Source organism: Desertivirga xinjiangensis (assembly GCF_024436435.1).
In the GTDB taxonomy this organism is placed as follows: Bacteria; Bacteroidota; Bacteroidia; order Sphingobacteriales; family Sphingobacteriaceae; genus Desertivirga; species Desertivirga xinjiangensis.
This window is the reverse complement of the sequence record NZ_JAFMZP010000004.1, coordinates 41,114-57,691: the sequence shown is the minus strand read 5'-3', so window position 1 is coordinate 57,691 and position 16,578 is coordinate 41,114. Positions and strand designations below refer to the sequence as shown.

14 protein-coding genes and 1 tRNA gene are annotated in these 16,578 nt (G+C 42.2%); 8 read left to right on the top strand and 7 right to left on the bottom strand.

Going from position 1 to position 16,578, the window contains the following annotated elements:
• Window positions 1-131 precede the first annotated feature (131 nt).
• The 7 genes from obgE to J3P37_RS11705 form a co-directional block, all read right to left on the bottom strand.
• A complete protein-coding gene (gene obgE, locus J3P37_RS11735; protein WP_256011350.1) occupies window positions 132-1,130 on the bottom strand; it encodes a GTPase ObgE in 999 nt (332 codons plus the stop codon).
• An 81-nt stretch (window positions 1,131-1,211) separates the two neighbouring features.
• A complete protein-coding gene (locus J3P37_RS11730) occupies window positions 1,212-1,784 on the bottom strand; it encodes an adenylate kinase (RefSeq protein ID WP_256011349.1) in 573 nt (190 codons plus the stop codon).
• A 70-nt stretch (window positions 1,785-1,854) separates the two neighbouring features.
• A tRNA-Arg gene (locus tag J3P37_RS11725) sits at window positions 1,855-1,928 on the bottom strand.
• A 110-nt stretch (window positions 1,929-2,038) separates the two neighbouring features.
• Entirely contained in the window at window positions 2,039-3,022 is a 984-nt protein-coding gene (gene floA / locus J3P37_RS11720) for a flotillin-like protein FloA (RefSeq protein ID WP_256011348.1), read from the bottom strand.
• A 78-nt stretch (window positions 3,023-3,100) separates the two neighbouring features.
• Complete coding sequence (locus J3P37_RS11715; RefSeq protein WP_256011347.1) at window positions 3,101-4,012, bottom strand: SDR family oxidoreductase; 912 nt, start codon at window positions 4,010-4,012, stop codon at window positions 3,101-3,103.
• A gap of 83 nt (window positions 4,013-4,095) precedes the next feature.
• Complete coding sequence (locus tag J3P37_RS11710; protein WP_256011345.1) at window positions 4,096-4,344, bottom strand: hypothetical protein; 249 nt, start codon at window positions 4,342-4,344, stop codon at window positions 4,096-4,098.
• Between the two features lie 66 nt (window positions 4,345-4,410).
• Window positions 4,411-4,698, bottom strand: coding sequence for a hypothetical protein (locus J3P37_RS11705; protein ID WP_256011344.1), 288 nt, complete (start codon window positions 4,696-4,698; stop codon window positions 4,411-4,413).
• Between the two features lie 187 nt (window positions 4,699-4,885).
• Between J3P37_RS11705 and atpD the strand changes: the two genes are divergently transcribed.
• The 8 genes from atpD (at window position 4,886) to J3P37_RS11665 (ending at window position 16,534) form a co-directional block, all read left to right on the top strand.
• The gene (gene atpD / locus J3P37_RS11700) at window positions 4,886-6,391 is read left to right on the top strand and encodes a F0F1 ATP synthase subunit beta (protein ID WP_256011343.1); all 1,506 of its coding nucleotides are present in this window, start codon (window positions 4,886-4,888) and stop codon (window positions 6,389-6,391) included.
• 90 nt (window positions 6,392-6,481) lie between these two features.
• A complete protein-coding gene (gene atpC, locus J3P37_RS11695) occupies window positions 6,482-6,727 on the top strand; it encodes an ATP synthase F1 subunit epsilon (RefSeq protein WP_256011341.1) in 246 nt (81 codons plus the stop codon).
• A gap of 606 nt (window positions 6,728-7,333) precedes the next feature.
• A complete protein-coding gene (gene ilvD / locus J3P37_RS11690) occupies window positions 7,334-9,049 on the top strand; it encodes a dihydroxy-acid dehydratase (protein ID WP_256011339.1) in 1,716 nt (571 codons plus the stop codon).
• An 81-nt stretch (window positions 9,050-9,130) separates the two neighbouring features.
• Complete coding sequence (gene ilvB / locus J3P37_RS11685) at window positions 9,131-10,867, top strand: biosynthetic-type acetolactate synthase large subunit (protein ID WP_256011338.1); 1,737 nt, start codon at window positions 9,131-9,133, stop codon at window positions 10,865-10,867.
• A gap of 39 nt (window positions 10,868-10,906) precedes the next feature.
• Window positions 10,907-11,518, top strand: a complete 612-nt coding sequence (gene ilvN / locus J3P37_RS11680) for an acetolactate synthase small subunit (protein WP_256011337.1) — start codon at window positions 10,907-10,909, stop codon at window positions 11,516-11,518.
• Between the two features lie 166 nt (window positions 11,519-11,684).
• Window positions 11,685-13,166 carry a ketol-acid reductoisomerase gene (ilvC, locus tag J3P37_RS11675; RefSeq protein ID WP_256011335.1) on the top strand — a complete coding sequence of 494 codons (1,482 nt, stop codon included), beginning with the start codon at window positions 11,685-11,687 and terminating at the stop codon, window positions 13,164-13,166.
• Between the two features lie 277 nt (window positions 13,167-13,443).
• On the top strand, window positions 13,444-14,913 hold the full coding sequence (locus tag J3P37_RS11670; RefSeq protein ID WP_256011334.1) for an ATP-binding cassette domain-containing protein: 1,470 nt from the start codon (window positions 13,444-13,446) through the stop codon (window positions 14,911-14,913).
• Between the two features lie 106 nt (window positions 14,914-15,019).
• Complete coding sequence (locus J3P37_RS11665) at window positions 15,020-16,534, top strand: 2-isopropylmalate synthase (protein ID WP_256011332.1); 1,515 nt, start codon at window positions 15,020-15,022, stop codon at window positions 16,532-16,534.
• Window positions 16,535-16,578: the final 44 nt, after the last annotated feature.

Genomic DNA, 16,578 nt, shown 5'->3' with positions numbered 1-16,578 from the left:
TTCGGCATGACGACCTCAAGAATAGCGTCATCGCTTTCTTCAGGACTCTTGCCTAAGCTGGGCGCGCTATACATAGTTCAGCAGGTGCAGAAATAAATTCGGCATGACAGCCTCGAGCTTTTCATCGTCCTCTAGCTATTTATTGTTCTCCAAAGCAGATCCTTCAATTCAACAATACCCTTTTGCGCCACTGAAGAAATAAATAAAGAAGGTACATCAGCGGGCAGCTCCTGCTTCATTTCATTTTGCAATTCTTCATCAAGCATATCCGATTTACTTATGGCTAAAATCCTGGGTTTATGCATTAATTCAGGATTGTACTGCTCGAGCTCATTTTGAAGGATCTGATATTCTTCCTTAATTGTTCTGCTCGTATCGGCGGGAATGAGGAATAGCAATACAGAATTTCGTTCAATGTGACGAAGAAATCGGTATCCCAATCCCTTGCCCTTTGAAGCTCCTTCGATAATACCCGGAATATCAGCCATTACAAATGAGCGGCTATCGCGGTAAGAAACAATGCCAAGATTAGGCACTAAGGTTGTGAAAGGATAATCAGCGATCTCGGGCTTCGCGGCTGAGACTACAGAAAGCAGCGTAGACTTCCCTGCATTAGGGAAACCAACCAGACCCACATCAGCTAATACTTTCAACTCAAGCACCATCCACTCTTCTTTACCCGGTTCACCAGGCTGAGCAAAACGAGGTGTTTGCAGGGCTGGCGTCTTAAAGTGCCAGTTACCCAGACCTCCTCTGCCTCCAGGAGTTAATATTCTTGTTTCACCATCTTTTGTTATTTCGAACAAAACTTCTCCGGTTTCAGCGTCCTTTGCAATTGTGCCGAGTGGCACTTCCAGGATTTCGTCCGTGCCGGATTTACCGCTTTTCTGTCCACTTCCTCCGTTCTGCCCATTTTCAGCAATTACATGCTTACGATATTTTAAATGAAGTAGTGTCCAGATATGGGTGCTGCCTTTTAATATGATATGGCCACCCCTGCCGCCATCACCTCCGTCGGGACCACCCATAGCTGTATGTTTGTCCCGGTGCAAATGCGCCGAGCCGGCTCCACCGTGCCCTGAGCGACAGCAAATTTTTACGTAATCGACGAAGTTTGATCCTTGAGACATGAATGAGTGTTTTTTTGTACAAAAATAGCGGATAGAAGGAGCTCTTCATATCCGCTAAGTTTCTATATTTTACGCGCTGATTTAAAACGTATCCGCTACTTTGGTGATCTCGGTAAATATCTCATCGATACTGCCAATGCCATTGATACTTACAAACTTCGCCTGCGATTTATAGAAATTAGCTACAGGAGCAGTTTTACTATTATATTCCTCGATGCGCTTGCGGATAATTTCAGGATTAGCATCATCTGGTCTGCCGGAATCTTTACCCCGCAATAAAAGACGCTTTTCTAATTCCTGATCGTCAACATTCAGGGCTATCATCACAGAAATGGAAGTATCTTTTGATAAAAGCAATGCATCTAAAGCCTCTGCCTGGGCAACTGTTCTCGGGAAACCGTCAAAAATAAATCCCCTGGCATCTCTATTTGCATCCAACTTATTGCTGATCATGCCAATCACCACTTCATCAGGAACAAGAAGGCCCTGATCCATTAGTTTTTTGGCTTCAATACCCAATTGCGTTCCATTTGCGATTTCATTTCTGAGAATATCTCCTGTAGAAAGATGAACAAGCTGGTATTTTTCAATAAGCTTTTGGGATTGCGTTCCTTTACCGGCTCCCGGAGGGCCAAATAATACTAGATTAAGCATCGGATTCAGATTGTTGTTAAAAATTAAAAGCCTTTCCGGTGTTGCTCGAAAAGGCTTATTTATTGGTTTGTGGACCTGAAGGGAGTCGAACCCCTAACCTCCTGATCCGTAGTCAGGTGCTCTATCCAATTAAGCTACAGGTCCCTTTGTTAATGGACTGCAAAGATAGAGTTTCTTTTAAAAGATTAAAATAGTTTTTTAAGTTTTTTTCATTTCAACAGACCCCAAAGTTTGAAACCATTGATTTACAAACATTAAGATTGTTTCCCTTTACCAGGCGCTGGTTTGGCAATAGAATCCCTCATCTCCGTATCGGATTTAAGGTTTTCCATCCGGTAATAATCCATGATACCAAGATTGCCCGAGCGGAAAGCTTCAGCCATGGCCAATGGTAGTTGCGCTTCGGCCTCTATAACTTTTGCACGGGCTTCCTGCGCTTTTGAACGCATCTCCTGTTCAGAAGCCACCGCCATAGCGCGTCGTTCTTCGGCCCTGGCATTAGCAACCTTAAGGTCGGCCTCCGCCTGATCGGTTTGAAGTTTCGCACCAATATTATCACCTATATCGATATCTGCAATGTCAATAGATAGGATTTCGAAAGCCGTGCCGCTGTCCAGTCCTTTATTTAGAACTACCTTTGATATTTTATCCGGATTCTCAAGTACCTCTTTGTGATTGGTTGAAGATCCTATAGTTGTTACTATCCCCTCACCTACCCTTGCAAGAATGGTTTCTTCTCCAGCCCCACCCACTAACTGGTTGATGTTGGCCCTAACCGTTACTCGTGCTTTAGCAATTAACTGAATACCGTCTTTAGCCACGGCGGCAACCGGCGGAGTATTAATAACCCGGGGATTTACCGATAACTGGACGGCATCAAATACGTCCCGACCTGCGAGATCTATGGCAGTTGCCAGCCTGAAGTCGAGGGGAATATTTGCCTTATCAGCAGATATGAGTGCCTTAATAACATTATTTACATGTCCACCGGCTAAATAATGCGTTTCGATATCATTGGAAGTTAAATCCAGACCGGCTTTAGTGGAGGTAATCATTGCATTAACAACCAATGATGGTGGCACTTTCCTCAATCGCATAAGAAAAAGATTTAACAGACTTACTTTTACGCCTGAGAGCTGTGCAGTAAACCAGAGATTCACCGGTAAAATATAGAAGAAGAAAAAGAGGGCTATTACGGCCCCAACTACGGTAATTAATAAGCTAGCATTTGGATCCATCGGATTAAATTTATGTTGATCAATATCTCAGCTATTGAATAACTGAATTTTACTAAATTAGACTTTAATTTGATATTTCTATATGCCGGCTAATTGAATTTGCATTTTTTGAAGTTTTAGCCCCTCAAGGAATGAATGCGGCTTATAGCCCAGTTCTCTTATTGCCTTATCAAGTATGAAGCCTGTTTTCAGAGGACGCTTTGCCTCCTGATTAAGCGTAGCAGAAGAAACGGGCTGAATCAGTGAGGTATCGAGGTTCCAAAAAGCCCCTACCTGCTGAACCAGTTCATAAACACTCATCATATCCTTTCCTGATATGTGAAAAATTCCTGTTGCTTCTTTTTCTGCAGTGAGTAAACAGCCTTCGGCAAGATCTTCGGCAAGCGTTGGCATACGCCATTGATCATTCACCACCTTTATAGGCGCCCCCTTTTCCAGAGAACTTTTCGCCCATAAAACAATATTTGAGCGACTACTACTTGCTGTTATGCCATACACCAGGATAGTTCTGATTATCGCCCATTTGCATCCGGAATCTCTGATTACTTGTTCTGCCTGCACTTTACTTTCCCCGTAAAAACTAAGCGGATTTGGCAAAGCATCCTCCGAATAGGGACCCGCATTTCCGTCAAACACGAAATCGGTTGAAAGATGAATGAGATGAATATTAAGTTCCTTGCAGATTTTTGCAAGATGTTCAACTGCAGTTACATTGACTTGTGTACAAAGCTCTCTCTGAATGTGACAAATATCCACATTTGTTATTGCAGCTGTATTGATGACCACGTCTGGTTTGTATGTTGAAATTACCTCTTTAATTTGTGACTGCTCTGATATATTCATTTGAACATACAAATAGCCTTCAGATAAAGGATTTCGATTTGCTCCGCGTGAAGTAGCTATCAGATTTGCCCGGCCAGATCCACAGATCAGACTTGTTAACTTTTGCCCAAGCAAGCCATTGCTGCCTGTTACCAGAATTGTTTTCATAGAGCAAATATCAGCAAAGGGCGCAAACAAAAAGAGACGAAAATAATTCGTCTCCTCTGGTTTAATATAAGTACTGGATTTGTCTATACTTCCCGGCTGTTGCCGCTTCTGGTGATGGCAATGATAATGATGATAAAGAGCGCTACTCCTACCACCCAAACCCAGGGTTGGGCATACCAGCCAGCGCCACCCGAATTGGTGTTAATATTCACATCCACTTGTTCAGGTGCTGAATTCTGAGCAAAAGCGCCGGCTCCAAACAAAAGGTTCATTGTCATAACCAAAGCAGTTAACCACACTTCAGTTTTTGTAATTTTTCTTATCGTTTTCATAGATTTAATGCTTAGTATAATTGTATAAACAATAAATATGCCAGCGAAAAAATTACACAATTTATTTTAGTGCGTCGTTCCGGTTTCCGAATCATCTTCCATATGCCTTTTTAAGTACCCTTTACTTACAAAAGCAATTAACAAGATCAGCACGGCAGCTACAATAGCCCAGATCCAGGGCTGGGCGTACCAGGCCATTTCCCTGCTGTCATAATTAAACTCTGTAGTAACCCGACTGTCATCATCAGATCTTTGGGCATATACAACTGCACTGAAAAAAATAAATATTAACAGAGCTGCCCAGCGTTTTTTACACTCAAAAAAACCCTTGGTTATCACACTTATAGCTTTCATTTTCGATGTTTTTATTCAAAGAGAACAAGGCCAAAACTGATCGGTTTTAAAAAATCATCACCAGTGATTAAAATTCTTTTAAACAGTCATTTGATTTTCTTTAATAAAACGTATTTTTGCGGCACCAAAATCAGCATCATTGTGATGCTTATGTAATTGAGTAACAAAAATTTCATCCAAAATTTATATGCCTAACACTGGAAAAATAGCGCAGATTATCGGTCCCGTAGTTGACGTAAGCTTTGCGGACGACGCTAAGCTCCCTCAAATTTTCGATGCTTTAGAGATAACTAAGGCTAACGGCCAAAAAATTATCCTTGAAGTACAGCAACACCTCGGCGAAGATCGCGTTCGTGCAATTGCCATGGATTCAACCGACGGACTAGTTCGTGGATTAGCAGTGGTCGATACAGGTGCTCCGATTAAAATGCCTATTGGCGAAAGTATCAAAGGACGTGTATTTAACGTGGTTGGAGATGCAATAGACGGCATCAGGGATCTTGACAAGTCGACAGGACGCCCTATCCATGCTCAACCTCCGAGATTTGAGGACCTTTCAACTGAAACGGAAGTTCTTTTCACCGGCATCAAAGTAATCGACCTTTTAGAGCCTTATGCTAAAGGTGGTAAGATCGGGTTGTTTGGTGGTGCTGGTGTTGGTAAAACGGTGTTGATCCAGGAGCTGATCAACAACATTGCCAAAGGACACGGTGGTCTTTCGGTATTTGCTGGTGTAGGCGAGCGTACCCGTGAAGGTAACGACTTACTTCGTGAAATGCTAGAATCTGGCATCATTAAATATGGTGAAGAGTTCATGCATGGAATGGAAAAGGGAGAATGGAACCTTGACAAGATTGACGAAAACGAATTAAAAGAATCTAAAGCTACATTCGTTTTCGGACAGATGAATGAGCCTCCAGGTGCGCGTGCACGGGTTGCCCTTTCTGGTCTTACCATTGCTGAATACTTCCGTGATGGCGATGAGCAAGGACAAGGACGTGATATCCTTTTCTTCATCGATAATATCTTCCGCTTTACCCAGGCTGGTTCTGAGGTATCTGCACTTTTAGGCCGTATGCCTTCAGCTGTAGGTTACCAACCAACTCTCGCTACTGAAATGGGTTTAATGCAGGAACGTATCACTTCTACAAAACGCGGATCAATCACTTCTGTACAGGCAGTTTATGTACCTGCGGATGACTTGACTGACCCTGCTCCTGCTACAACGTTTGCTCACTTAGATGCAACAACTGTACTTTCACGTAAGATTGCTGAGTTAGGTATCTACCCTGCGGTTGACCCTCTAGATTCAACTTCTCGTATTTTGAGTGCTGCTGTTTTAGGAAATGAGCATTACGATTGCGCACAACGCGTAAAAGAAACTCTACAACGCTACAAGGAACTTCAGGACATTATCGCCATCCTGGGTATGGACGAACTTTCTGAGGAAGATAAACTGGTAGTATCCCGGGCACGTCGTGTTCAGCGTTTCTTGTCTCAGCCGTTCCACGTTGCTGAGCAGTTCACTGGCTTAAAGGGAGTATTGGTTGATATTAAAGATACTATAAAAGGTTTCAACATGATCATGGACGGAAAAGTGGATGAGTATCCTGAAGCTGCGTTCAACCTTGTAGGAACCATTGAAGATGCAATTGAAAAAGGCAAGAAATTACTTGCTGAAGCAACTGCATAAAATTAGTTCTTGAGTTATAAGTTGTAGGTTATAAGTCTGTATCACAACTTATAACTTTCAACTTAAGACTTACAACTTATTACGAAGTATATGACATTAGAGATTTTAACACCAGATAATACAGTATTTGAAGGGGAAGTTTCATCCGTAACTGTTCCTGGCGTACAGGGATCTTTTGAGATACTAAACAACCACGCTCCCATAATCTCAACCCTCGATGATGGTAAAGTGATTATCCGCACTGGCAAAGGAGAAGAAAGTTTCTTCATTAAAGGCGGAGTTGTTGAAGTACTTGACAACAAAATAATGGTACTTGCCGAAGGTGTAAAACTTTAGTTTTCTGCCTTCAAAATTAAGCGGCCGGTTGATGATCAACCGGCCGCTTTTGTTTTGAAGACTTTTGCGTACTCTTTGGAAACGCTGACAAAAGGGGAATTATAAATTCGAAGAGCGACAAGATCACAATCCACCGGGCGCTTTTTTTTTCACTTTTTTTAATTGTCAATACTTTTTAGGCGGAAACAGGCGGCATTTTTAGAAACAAGCAATTAGCAAAACTGTATACCGAAATTGGTTTTGGTATTCTGCACAAATACTAAATATCAGTAAACACACTTCATTCAATATTTTATTCTAAAGAATGTGCTCATAATAAAATATTATATTAAATTAAAAATTCAACCTACCCCTATTGATTGATAAATTCCAAGTTCCTACCTTGAACATATCAAAATTCAAAACAGAGTTTGTAAGAACATGAACCCAAGATTAAGAAGAAGATTGAGCATTACTGTGACAAGTTTGGTACCTGTTATTAACGTAATTGTGGTGCTCCTCATTGCTTCTCATTCGAAGGTGTCTTAATAAAAGAAAACGTAAGCGCCTTCTAACAACGGAGGCGCTTTTTTTATATCTATAGGTTTTTAAAAATAATAAAACGACATGACCTTATCTGATAATACAGAAAGCACAACAACTGTAAACGAATTGAACCGCTACAGCAAAACCCTGACTCAAGACCCTACACAGCCGGCAGCACAAGCCATGCTTTACGGAATTGGCCTGACTGAAGAGGACATGCAAAAGGCCCAGGTGGGAATTGCAAGTATGGGTTATGATGGCAACACCTGTAACATGCACCTGAACGACCTTGCCAAGCTGGTTAAAGAGGGCGTATGGGCAGAGGATCTCGTTGGTCTGATTTTCAATACCATTGGTGTGAGCGATGGCATGAGTAATGGAACAGAAGGTATGCGTTATTCGTTGGTGAGCCGTGATATTATTGCTGATTCAATCGAGGCAGTTTGTGGAGCTCAGTACTATGATTCGCTGATTGCTTTGCCTGGATGCGACAAAAATATGCCTGGTTCTGTGATGGCAATGGGCAGATTAAACCGTCCATCAATTATGGTGTATGGCGGTACTATTCACCCGGGACACTACAAAGGAGAAGATCTGAACATCGTTTCCGCCTTCGAAGCCCTGGGTAAAAAAATGGCTGGCGAACTTAGTGACATCGACTTTAAGGAGATCATCAAAAACTCTTGTCCAAGTGCGGGAGCATGCGGTGGTATATATACTGCAAATACGATGGCTGCAGCAATTGAAGCTCTTGGTATGAGCTTGCCTTATTCTTCTTCCAATCCGGCATTAAGCGAGGAGAAGAAGCAAGAGTGCCTTGCAGCAGGAAAAGCGATCCGTTTATTAATGGAGCGTGATATCAAACCAAAAGACATCATGACCCGTCAGGCTTTTGAAAATGCTATTGTGGTCATCATGCTTCTTGGTGGATCTACCAATGCGGTTCTGCATTTATTGGCAATTGCCAAGAGTGTGGATGTTGAGTTAACCCAGGATGATTTCCAGGCTATCAGCAACCGTATCCCTGTACTTGCGGATATGAAACCGAGCGGAAAATATATGATGGAAGACCTTCATAATATTGGAGGGGTGCCTGCTGTGATGAAATACGCTTTGGAAAAAGGCTGGATAGATGGAAGCACCCTTACCTGTACTGGTAAAACTCTTGCTGAAAACCTTGCAGATATCCCATCCCTGGATTTTGAATCTCAGAAAATAATTCTTCCTGCAGAAAATCCAATTAAAGCAACCGGTCACCTGCAAATCCTTTATGGAAACCTTGCAGAAGGCGGAAGTGTCGCAAAGATCACCGGTAAAGAAGGTGAGCGTTTTGTTGGTCCGGCACGTGTATTCGACGGTGAGTTCGAGCTGATCGAAGGTATCCAGTCAGGACGCGTTCAGCACGGAGACGTAGTTGTTATCAGGAATGTGGGTCCGGTTGGAGCTCCAGGAATGCCTGAGATGCTTAAACCAACTTCAGCCCTTATCGGTGTGGGATTAGGCAAAAGCGTTGCCCTGATCACTGACGGCCGTTTTAGCGGTGGTACTCATGGTTTCGTAGTGGGTCACATCACCCCGGAAGCTTACAAAGGAGGCTTAATCGGATTGGTTCAGGACAATGACATCATTGAACTTGATGCCATTGAGAACAGTATCAATCTTAAAGTTTCTGACGAAGAAATTGCCGCGCGACGTGCAAGATGGACTCAGCCGGAATTAAAAGCTAAAAAAGGCCTTTTATATAAATATGCAAAACAGGTTAGTACCGCAGCAGAAGGCTGTGTAACGGACTTGTAAACAAACAAATAATAGAAACACGATTCTGGGAAAGATAAGGCAAGCAAGCAAATCTTAACCAGGTCTCTAATCTAAATAACAATGGATACAGCACAACAGGAATTAACCGCTGCAGAGCAGAAAACAGGCATCGAACTTAGTGGTTCGCAAGCCGTATTGGAAGCATTGATCGCAGAAGGCACGGATGTCATTTTTGGTTATCCGGGAGGCGCAATTATGCCTATCTACGATGCCTTGTATGATTACAATGATAAGCTTAACCATATATTAGTCCGTCATGAGCAGGGAGGTATACATGCAGGTCAGGGTTACGCAAGGGCATCAGGCAAAGTTGGTGTTGTATTCGCTACCAGTGGTCCGGGAGCAACAAACCTTGTAACCGGCCTTGCTGACGCCCAGATCGACAGCACTCCTCTTGTTTGTATAACAGGGCAAGTATTTGCTCATCTATTAGGTACAGACGCCTTCCAGGAAACTGACGTTATCAATATCACCACCCCTGTTACCAAATGGAATTACCAGGTTACTGACGCTACAGAGATCCCCGAAGTACTGGCTAAGGCTTTTTATATCGCAAAAAGCGGAAGACCTGGTCCGGTACTGATCGATATCACAAAAAATGCACAGTTCCAAAAGTTCGAATATAAAGGCTATACGCCTTGCAAGCATATCCGGAGTTATCGTCCGAAACCAATAGTCCGGAGAGAATATGTAGAAGAAGCTGCAAGGCTTATCAACTCTGCGAAAAAACCATTCATTCTATGGGGACAAGGTGTGCTATTGGGTAGTGCCGAACAGGAGTTTAAAACCTTTGTTGAAAAATCGGGAATACCGGCGGCATGGACGATTCTTGGCGCAGGTGCCATACCAACTACCCATCCTCTAAACGTGGGTATGCTTGGAATGCATGGAAACTACGGTCCCAATGTATTAACAAATGAATGTGACGTACTTATTGCTATAGGAATGCGTTTCGACGACCGAGTTACCGGACGCCTTGATAAATATGCCAAACAGGCGAAAGTAATTCACTTCGATATTGACCCTGCAGAAATTGACAAAAACGTTCAGACCACTGTACAGGTATGGGGTGACTGCAAAGAAACGCTTCCCATCCTTACAGAATTGATCGAACAAAAGCAGCATACAGAATGGCTGGCGAAATTCAATGAATTTACCCGTCAGGAAGTAGAAGCAGTTATAAAGGATGAGTTATTCCCTTCGTCAGAAGAGCTGACCATGGGTGAAGTGATCCAGCAAGTTAATGAATTAACCAATGGTGAAGCCATTATAGTAACCGACGTTGGCCAGCATCAGATGGTGGCATGCCGCTATGCTAAGTTTAACAATACCCGCAGCAATATTACAAGCGGCGGTTTGGGAACTATGGGATTTTCTTTACCAGCAGCAATTGGTGCTAAATTCGGGGCGCCCGACAAGGAGGTAATAGCAGTGATCGGCGATGGCGGTGTGCAGATGACCATCCAGGAACTTGGAACCATCATGCAGTTTAACGTAGGGGTGAAAATCCTGATACTTAATAACCAGTTTTTAGGTATGGTTCGCCAATGGCAGGAGCTATTCAATGACAGACGTTATTCTTTCGTAAATATTACCAGCCCTAATTTTGTAAAGGTTGCTGAAGGATATAACATTCCTGGCCAAAGCGTTAACGATCGTGAAAGTTTGAAATCTGCCCTTAAGACGATGATCGAACACGATGGTTCATACCTTCTTGAGGTAATGGTTACCAAAGAGAACAATGTATTTCCAATGGTGCCGCAAGGCTGCAGCGTAAGTGAAATCAGGCTTAGTTAAGGTAAAAAGGATAAAGTCAAGCTAAAAAACTAAAAAATCATGACTACTCACATTCCAAACCCAGAGAAACAGGAATATAATATCACCGTCTATACCGAGAACCAAATCGGTTTACTTACGCGTATTGCAATTATCTTTAGCAGAAGAAAGATCAACATAGAAAGCTTAAATACCTCTCCTTCAGAGATCGACAGCATTCACCGCTTCAACATCGTTATCACCGAATCTGAAAATGTTGTTAGCAAAGTATGCCGCCAGATTGAAAAGCAGGTAGAAGTGCTTAAGGTTTATTATAATACCAATGAAGATGTGATCTGGCAGGAAATGGCTCTTTATAAGGTCCCTACGGACGAGATTGCCGAGAAAGCTATTGTTGAGCGTCTTTTACGTGAAAACGGCGCACGGGCGGTAGTGATCAGACATGATTATACCGTATTTGAAACTACCGGTCACCGGGAGGAAACAGATGCCCTGATCCACAAGCTTCAGCCATATGGATTGATTGAGTTCGTCAGAAGTGCCAGAGTGATGATCATCAAAGACAGTGAAGGATTTAACCGGAAACTTCGTGAGTTTGAAAGTCAGGAACCTGGTCATGAAGTGGTTGAAAATGAGTATCTAAATAGTGCCGATAAAGTTTTCACCATGTAAGTATCTCCTGTAAAAGAAGGCAAATGAAGGATCGGAAAATTAAATGAATTGAATTGCAGTAATTTAGCGTCAATTTAGGATATTCGCATCCTTTAATCGCTTTGCGAGCCGATAGAACTAACGAAATATTTAATAAGAAAATCAAATAGAAATCAAGCAATAAAAAATGGCAAATTATTTTAATACACTGCCCCTTAGAGAACAATTAAATCAATTGGGAGTATGCGAATTCATGGACAGTTCAGAATTTTCTGACGGCGTAAATGCGTTGAAAGGAAAGAAAATTGTAATAGTAGGTTGCGGCGCCCAAGGTTTAAATCAAGGTTTAAACTTAAGAGATAGTGGCTTAGATGTAAGTTATGCATTACGCAAAGAGGCGATCGAAGGCAAAAGAGATTCATGGAAAAATGCTACCGGTAATAACTTCACAGTTGGAACTTACGAAGAATTACTTCCTACTGCTGACCTTGTGATCAATCTTACGCCTGATAAACAGCACACCGCCGTTGTTAATGCTGTAATGCCATTGATGAAACAAGGCGCTACGCTTTCTTACTCTCATGGTTTCAATATCGTTGAAGAAGGCATGCAGATCCGCAAAGACCTTACCGTTATTATGGTTGCTCCTAAATCTCCTGGTAGCGAGGTTAGATCTGAGTATGTAAGAGGTTTTGGTGTTCCAACATTAATTGCTGTTCATCCAGAAAATGACCCTCAGGGTAAAGGTTTGGCTGAGGCTAAAGCATATTGCGTTGGTACAGGCGGTCACAAAGCGGGCGTATTAAGATCATCTTTCGTAGCTGAGGTAAAATCAGATTTGATGGGTGAGCAAACTATCCTTTGCGGTCTTTTACAAACCGGTTCTATTTTGTCTTTCGATAAAATGGTTGAAAAAGGAATCGATGCTGGTTATGCGTCTAAACTGGTTCAATATGGAGTTGAAGTTATCACTGAAGCTTTGAAACATGGTGGCGTATCAGGAATGATGGATCGTTTAAGCAATGTTGCTAAGATCAAAGCTTTTGACGTTTCTGAAGAGCTTAAAGAGATCATGCGTCCACTATTCCAAAAACATCAGGATGATATCATGAGTGGCGAATTCAGCCGCATCATGATGGAAGACTGGGCTAACGGAGATAAAAATTTATTGGCATGGAGAGCTGAAACAGGTGAAACTGCTTTCGAAAAAACTCCTGCTGGTGATGTAAAGATCGGAGAGCAGGAATATTTTGACAACTACCTTCTAATGGTTGCATTTGTTAGAGCAGGTGTTGAATTAGCTTTCGAAACTATGGTTGAAGCGGGTATTAAACCAGAGTCTGCATATTATGAGTCTTTACACGAAACTCCGCTTATTGCGAATACTATTGCACGTAAAAAATTGTTCGAAATGAACCGTGTAATTTCTGATACGGCAGAATATGGTTGCTACCTGTTTGATCAGGCTTGTAAGCCTTTATTGGCCGACTTCATGAAAAAAGTGGATACTGACCTTGTTGGTAAAAACTTCAATGAAGGCAAGGACGGATCTGTTGATAACACTCAACTGGTAACTATTAACGAGATCCTTCGAAATCACCCTGTTGAAATTGTAGGTACAAAGTTGCGTAAAGCGATGACTGCAATGAAAGCTATCAAAACAGTCTAAAAACATAAAGAAGGTGTCCAAAAGTCTCATCCTCGTATAACGTAGATCGTCATGCCAAATTTGCTAAAATGCAGATCATAAGGCAGGTCGTCATGCCGAATTTATTTCGGCATCTCTTGAATTATACTTGCAGGACTTGCTTAGGCAAGAGATCCTGAAACAAGTTCAGGATGACGGAAGAAACGAATCAGGGTCCTGATCACAAAACAGTTCAGGATGACGAAGAGACAAGACGAGGATCCGGCTTATGGACACCTTCTTAAATACAAAATACTATATGTCAGAACCACTGGTCAGTATTCAAAACCTTAACGTAAAATACCAGCATAAACTGGTAATAAGGGATTTGAACTGGGATATATTTCCCGGCGAAAGCTGGCTGCTTACAGGTTCCAGCGGTACTGGCAAATCTTCATTGGCAAAAGTTATTGCTGGTTTACAGAGTTATTCGGGAAATGTCACCTTCAGCTTTAATACAAAAAGCGCTCTGCCAGCCCGGGTCTTCTATGTTGAAAGCTGGTATCAGTTTAAAAACATAGAAGGAGTTGCTAACTTTTACTACCAGCAGCGGTATACCAGCCTTCAGGCAAAGGACACATTAAGTGTCGGGGCTGAGCTTCGGAACTTCGGAAAGGAACATCAACTCGAGTTTACGGCGGCCGAAAAGCTTTTAATTGAATTGCAGTTCGTTACTTTCATGAATTCGTCTTTGCTGGAATTGTCCAGCGGCGAACATAAAAAGTTACAGCTGATTAAGGCTTTGTGGTTAAAACCTCAACTTTTAATTATTGATCAGCCTTATACAGGATTGGACGTTTTATCGCGTGTAAAACTGGACCACTTATTAAATGATATCTCAGCAGAAGGTGTTCAGCTTATCATAATAGCAAACGACACCGAATTGCCTTCCTGCATCAATCGCTTTGCCCGGATCAGGGAGGGACAGCTTGAAAGGCTTCCTTCTGCTAAATTGGACCCGGTTTCAATGGAAAGACCTGGCAGAAAACTTCCCGACTTTCTAAAGGAAGCGCCGGTATATCCATCTGACGAGATAGTCAGAATGATTAATGTTAATATCAGTTATGGCGAAAAGCAGGTCTTAAAAAATATAAACTGGGAAGTCAGGGCTGGTGAAAAATGGCTGCTACAGGGACATAACGGATCCGGAAAATCGACTTTATTAAGTTTGATCAACGGCGACCATCCTCAGTCTTATGCCAATGATTTTTATCTGTTTGGTAATAAAAGAGGCAGCGGAGAAAGTATCTGGGACATAAAACAACATATAGGCATTATTTCTCCGGAGTTTCACTGGTATTTTGATTCTTCGTCAACGGTATGGCAGAGTATAGCCTCAGGTTTTTTTGATTCAGTAGGCTTGTTTAAACAGCTTCCGTTTTCAAAAAGCACAAAAGTCGATGAGCTCATTAACTTCTTTGGCTTAACCGATGACAAGAACGACTTGCTGAGCACGCTTCCTTTGGGAAAACAACGGCTGGTTTTGCTGGCGAGGACGATCATTAAAAACCCGGAACTTCTGATACTGGATGAACCTTGTCAGGGCCTTGACCTGCATCAGACACAGTATTTCAATAAATTGGTTGACGAATTGAGCAGCAATGGAATGACGCTGATCTACGTAGGGCATTTCGAGTCTGATCTGCCAGCCTGCCTGGAAAAAAGAATAATCTTAGAGAACGGCGAAGTTAAGAAAGTGGAAACAATTGCAGAAAGCTGTTTAATATAATGAAGAAGAGTATTTTAATGAATATAATATTCGGGGATGATATCCAGACATGCACTCGTCGGCATAAGTCTTTATCCCAAAAATCAACATCAACACCCCAATAATCATGTTACACGATCCTAACCGTATATTTATTTTTGACACCACGCTACGTGATGGCGAGCAGGTACCCGGTTCTCAATTAACAACTCCTGAAAAGATTATTATTGGAGAAGCCCTCCAGTCGCTGGGGGTTGATATTATCGAAGCAGGCTTTCCTATTTCAAGTCCCGGAGACTTTCAGAGCGTAGTTGAATTGTCAAAGGCTATCCGCGAACCTATCATTTGTGCATTGACACGCGCAAATAAAGGTGATATAGACTGCGCAGCCGAAGCCTTGAAATACGCTAAACGTCCCCGTATCCATACAGGTATTGGCTCTTCTGATATGCATATTCAGTACAAGTTCAACAGCACCCGCGAAGTTATCTTGGAGCGTGCCGTTGAAGCAGTTAAATATGCGAAGTCTTTTGTAGAAGATGTTGAATTTTATGCGGAAGATGCAGGAAGAGCAGATAACGTTTACCTGGCACAAATGATTGAGGCGGTGATAGCAGCCGGAGCAACTGTTGTAAATATCCCCGATACTAACGGATATTGTCTTCCTGAACAGTACGGGGAGAAGATCCGCTTTCTGAAAGAAAATGTCAGGAATATCGACAATGCTGTGATCTCTGTTCATTGCCATAACGATCTTGGCCTGGCTACAGCAAACAGCATTGCAGGACTCCAAAACGGTGCCCGTCAGATTGAATGTACTATAAATGGTATAGGCGAACGCGCAGGCAATACTTCCCTGGAGGAAGTCGTTATGATATTGAATACTCACAAAGGGCTTGGCTATCACGATAAAATAAATATCAATACCAGACAGCTTTACCCCCTTAGTGGTATGGTAAGCCGCATGATGCGTATGCCTGTTCAGCCAAACAAAGCCATTGTCGGCAGAAATGCGTTTGCTCATAGTTCTGGTATTCACCAGGACGGGGTGCTGAAACACCGCGAAACTTATGAGATCATGAATCCTGAAGATGTAGGAATTGACCAGTCGGAGATTATCCTGACCGCCCGCAGCGGACGACATGCTCTTAAGCATCACCTGGAGCGTTTAGGATATTCCATCGAAAGAATAGACCTGGACCAAACCTATCAGCGCTTTTTGGTAATGGCCGATGAGAAAAAAGAGATTAAAGACGATGATCTTTTAATTTTAATGGGTGACGAAGCCGAGACAAACTTCAAAAACGGTTTAAAGATCAATTCATTGCAGGTAACCTGCGGAGATCAATCAGATCCGGAAGCCATTGTTAAATTGCTTTATAAAGGTTCTGAACATGAAGCTACTGCTACTGGTAACGGACCGGTGAGCGCCACTATAAAAGCCATTGAACATATACTCGGTCAAAATATTGAAATTAAAGAGTTTAACATCCATTCCATTCATGGAGGAAGCGACGATGTATCGAAGGTTGATATGCGCGTGATCTATGAGGATAAATCATATATGGGATATGGCTTTAGTACAGACATTGTACGCGCTTCGGCAAACGCTTACCTGGATGCATTAAATAAATTTGTGTAGAAATGAAGTTTAAACTTCAAAAATATAATTAACAATATCTAAAA

What these genes read in the sequence shown, in the direction of transcription:
- ilvC (WP_256011335.1), top strand. Translation starts at nt 11,685, where the DNA reads ATGGCAAATTATTTTAATACACTGCCCCTTAGAGAACAATTAAATCAA.
- ilvN (WP_256011337.1), top strand. Translation starts at nt 10,907, where the DNA reads ATGACTACTCACATTCCAAACCCAGAGAAACAGGAATATAATATCACC.
- obgE (WP_256011350.1), bottom strand. Translation starts at nt 1,130, where the DNA reads ATGTCTCAAGGATCAAACTTCGTCGATTACGTAAAAATTTGCTGTCGC.
- atpC (WP_256011341.1), top strand. Translation starts at nt 6,482, where the DNA reads ATGACATTAGAGATTTTAACACCAGATAATACAGTATTTGAAGGGGAA.
- J3P37_RS11665 (WP_256011332.1), top strand. Translation starts at nt 15,020, where the DNA reads ATGTTACACGATCCTAACCGTATATTTATTTTTGACACCACGCTACGT.
- floA (WP_256011348.1), bottom strand. Translation starts at nt 3,022, where the DNA reads ATGGATCCAAATGCTAGCTTATTAATTACCGTAGTTGGGGCCGTAATA.
- ilvD (WP_256011339.1), top strand. Translation starts at nt 7,334, where the DNA reads ATGACCTTATCTGATAATACAGAAAGCACAACAACTGTAAACGAATTG.
- J3P37_RS11670 (WP_256011334.1), top strand. Translation starts at nt 13,444, where the DNA reads ATGTCAGAACCACTGGTCAGTATTCAAAACCTTAACGTAAAATACCAG.
- J3P37_RS11715 (WP_256011347.1), bottom strand. Translation starts at nt 4,012, where the DNA reads ATGAAAACAATTCTGGTAACAGGCAGCAATGGCTTGCTTGGGCAAAAG.
- atpD (WP_256011343.1), top strand. Translation starts at nt 4,886, where the DNA reads ATGCCTAACACTGGAAAAATAGCGCAGATTATCGGTCCCGTAGTTGAC.
- J3P37_RS11705 (WP_256011344.1), bottom strand. Translation starts at nt 4,698, where the DNA reads ATGAAAGCTATAAGTGTGATAACCAAGGGTTTTTTTGAGTGTAAAAAA.
- ilvB (WP_256011338.1), top strand. Translation starts at nt 9,131, where the DNA reads ATGGATACAGCACAACAGGAATTAACCGCTGCAGAGCAGAAAACAGGC.
- J3P37_RS11710 (WP_256011345.1), bottom strand. Translation starts at nt 4,344, where the DNA reads ATGAAAACGATAAGAAAAATTACAAAAACTGAAGTGTGGTTAACTGCT.
- J3P37_RS11730 (WP_256011349.1), bottom strand. Translation starts at nt 1,784, where the DNA reads ATGCTTAATCTAGTATTATTTGGCCCTCCGGGAGCCGGTAAAGGAACG.